Origin of the sequence: Paenarthrobacter nicotinovorans (assembly GCF_007670255.1) — a bacterium.
Classification (GTDB): Bacteria; Actinomycetota; Actinomycetes; order Actinomycetales; family Micrococcaceae; genus Arthrobacter; species Arthrobacter nicotinovorans_B.
In genome coordinates this window covers 1-223 of record NZ_SZVS01000036.1, presented here as the reverse complement: position 1 = coordinate 223, position 223 = coordinate 1, and the positions used below count along the sequence as shown (strand labels likewise).

1 pseudogene is annotated in these 223 nt (G+C 67.3%); it reads left to right on the top strand.

The annotated features are described in order from the left end of the window. Positions 1–223: pseudogene (locus tag FDP28_RS20425) on the top strand (DUF222 domain-containing protein); the annotation flags it as partial.

Here is a 223-nt window from a genome sequence, read left to right as displayed (position 1 = left end):
AACAATACGAAACCCTCACCACCGCCATGAACACCGCCACCAACCCCCGACTCACCACCACAGGGGCCGACACCACAGAACCAGACACCAACACCAGCACCACCGGCACCGGCACCGGCACAGAAGCCCCAGACACTGCCCCCGAGGCCAACCACGGGCCGGTACTGGACCGGCGCTCCCGCGCCCAGAAACTCCTCGACGGACTCGTCGGAGCCTGCGCCGT